The 2,653-nt window shown below is 51.1% G+C and carries 1 protein-coding gene and 3 pseudogenes; 2 read left to right on the top strand and 2 right to left on the bottom strand.

Annotated features, from left to right (window positions below; genetic code table 11):
* Window positions 1–432, bottom strand: a pseudogene (locus RMO15_RS17605) (hypothetical protein); the annotation flags it as partial.
* Between the two features lie 431 nt (window positions 433–863).
* A pseudogene (locus tag RMO15_RS17600) lies at window positions 864–1,402 on the bottom strand (transposase); the annotation flags it as partial.
* A gap of 106 nt (window positions 1,403–1,508) precedes the next feature.
* On the opposite strand from RMO15_RS17600, the gene RMO15_RS17595 reads away from it, so the two are divergent.
* Together RMO15_RS17595 and RMO15_RS17590 are read left to right on the top strand one after the other, a co-directional pair.
* Window positions 1,509–1,775 (top strand): transposase, encoded by a 267-nt coding sequence (locus RMO15_RS17595; protein WP_309714802.1) that lies wholly within the window; start codon window positions 1,509–1,511, stop codon window positions 1,773–1,775.
* 77 nt (window positions 1,776–1,852) lie between these two features.
* Window positions 1,853–2,518 (top strand): annotated as a pseudogene (locus RMO15_RS17590) (IS3 family transposase); the annotation flags it as partial.
* Between the last annotated feature and the right edge of the window lie 135 nt (window positions 2,519–2,653).

Raw genomic sequence — 2,653 nt, 5'->3', positions numbered from 1 at the left:
GTTCGTTCCACCAAAAAAGCTAGCCCCTTGGCTCAGAATAGCAGGAGCGCTGGAAAACGTCCAGGTAGTTGGCGCCGATGAGGAACCGAGACTCAGGACCGCAAGGATTGGGTTAACTACCGGTGAGCCGAAATTAATCGTCTGGGTGAAACCCGATGCTGCAGAACCTATAGCAATCACATCGGATGTGGGTGGAGCGCCGGTAGCGCTGTAGGCGGTCCCCGTCCATAAATTAGTTCCTCCGGATGTTTGTACGGCTGGGGTAAAGAGGTTACCCGTAAAGCCAACACCTACTGAACCCATTGTGCCTGTTGCAGTTGTTGCTGTTGAGGCCGTCCAGTCCGTCCATGTGAACTGCGCTTGTGCTCCACTTGTTATAGTGAGAAGCAATGCGCTCACCCCAATAAAGCTACCTAATTTTTGAAATGTCATACCTTTGTTTTCCTTTACAGTACAGGACGACCACATGGCCGCCTGTTCCACCATACTTCAATTCATTCGGTCGCCTAGCCCACTTGTTAAGATTACAGATCCTAAAAATTTGTTATTCTCTAAGAACATACTCACCCGGTAATCTTTTACTTATGATCCCTCAACAACCCTAAATTTCAGAATACACTACTAACTGATTCTACCCCAGATTCCGAGGACTCAAACATGATTTTACTGAACCATTCAGCAAGTTATCTATGTTAGCCAGTTTACCTGTATACACTCTATGATGTCAAGGGTGGCAGGACAAAAAAGTGGTACAGTGAGCCGTTTTGCGTTCGCCGCTCACTTTGAGAACCTGTGCCATCAAGAAAGTATTTGATGAGGGTACGGGGTGCGGCACCCCTAGTGTCTCTTTTTGCTAGAGGCTGTTATGAACTCAGGCTATTGATTTGCGGTAATAGATTCAGGTGGTTTGCCTTCACCAACATCAGGATTCCGAAGACAAGAAAGGTCAAACCGCCCACCGTCTCGGGCAGGCGTTCATAGTCGCGAGCCAAACGGCGGAAGCGAGAGACCCAGGCAAAACTGCGCTCCACTACCCAGCGACGAGGAAGAAGCACAAAGACTTTCTTAGCCTCAGGCAACTTAACCACCTCAAGACGGATCCCATGACTCGATGCCACAGAAGCAGCATCCTTGCCCATATAGCCCTGATCCACATAAGCCAACTCCACATTTTGCCCCGTCACCTCCCGAACCTGAGTGCAGAGGGCTTCCACCTGAGCACGCTCCTGCTCATCGGCTGGGGTGTGAGCAGGTAGCCCAGAGTATCAACCGCGATGTGGGTTTTGCTACCTTTCTTGCGCTTGCCACCATCGTAGCCTGCTCGTCCTTCCCCTCCACTTTCGGGTGTAAACTGGTTGGTACGTCCATCCAAAATCACCGCTGTTGGTTGCGCGTGTTGACCCAAACCCAATTTCTCGGTCCAGCAGGAAGAATTCAAACATATGTTTGACAGAAGTGGAAAAAAATCTCGATTTTCTGCCAGATGCCCAAACTGAAAGGATCAAGAAATGCCTAAGAAAACCTTCACTGAGGAACAGATTGTTGCTGCCCTCAAGAAAGCTGAGAGTGGTGTCAGCGTTGCCGATGTCTGTCGCCAGACCGGCGTGACCGAAATGACGTTCTACCGATGGAAGCGGAAGTACGCAGGAGCCGGAATTGCCGAGCTGCGGCGACTCAAGCTCCTGGAGGAAGAGAACAGGAAGTTAAAACAACTTGTGGCGGACCTCACGCTCGACAAAGCCATGCTCCAGGAGGTCATCGCAAAAAAGCTCTAAAGCCGGCTCAAAAGAAAGACCGCGTTCGTTACCTGCGAGTCGGCTTCAAAATCAGTGAGAGGTGAGCCTGCCGAGTCCTTGGAGTGGGACGCTCCATGATCCGGTATCGAAGCCAAGCTAAAGACCAGTCCGTCCTGCGGATTCGAATCCGAGACATAGCCGCTGCCCGAGTGCGTTACGGCTACCGTCGCATACAGATTCTGCTTCAACGAGAGGGCTGGAAAGTCAATCATAAACGAGCTGGTACCCTCTGGGTGAGGCTCTACAAGCAGGAAGGTTTGGAACTGAGGCTCAAGACTCGAAAGAAGAAACGGGCAGCTCAGCATCGTGCTGTCTGCCCCGAGGCAACCGCTTCAAACGACCGCTGGAGCATTGATTTCGTGTCGGATCAGCTCGCTGATGGGCGGGCATTCCGGGTGCTTTCGTTAGTGGATAACGTTAGCTGTGTTAGCCCGGCTTTGGAGGCTGATTTTCGCATGACAGGAGAACGCGTTTGTGAGATTCTGGATCGAGCAGTTGCTGCTCATGGGCTACCCAAAACGATCCGCCTAGACAACGGGCCAGAGTTCGCAGGGAAGGCATTGGACGCCTGGGCATACCGCTGTGGCGTAAAGCTTTGCTTCTCCCGACCTGGAAAGCCCACCGACAATGCCTTTTGCGAGTCGTTTAATGGAAAGTTGCGCGACGAGTTCCTGGTGACTCATTGGTTCGAGAACATGACTGATGTTCGAGTTCACTTATAGCAATTAGGCTTGGCATTGCAGTGTTCCCCATTGATGTAAAAGGTGGCTGTCTCATCAACCACTACTTCGCAGGTTACCTGCAATCCCAAGCCTAATTGCTATAGAAAAATGGAGGGAGGAATATAACGGGTTCAG

Source organism: Armatimonas sp. (genome assembly GCF_031410135.1).
Taxonomy (GTDB): Bacteria; Armatimonadota; Armatimonadia; order Armatimonadales; family Armatimonadaceae; genus Armatimonas.
This window is presented reverse-complemented; position numbering and strand designations above follow the sequence as displayed.

Excerpts from the sequence above, each read along its gene's own strand:
- RMO15_RS17595 (WP_309714802.1), top strand. The coding sequence starts at position 1,509 with ATGCCTAAGAAAACCTTCACTGAGGAACAGATTGTTGCTGCCCTCAAG.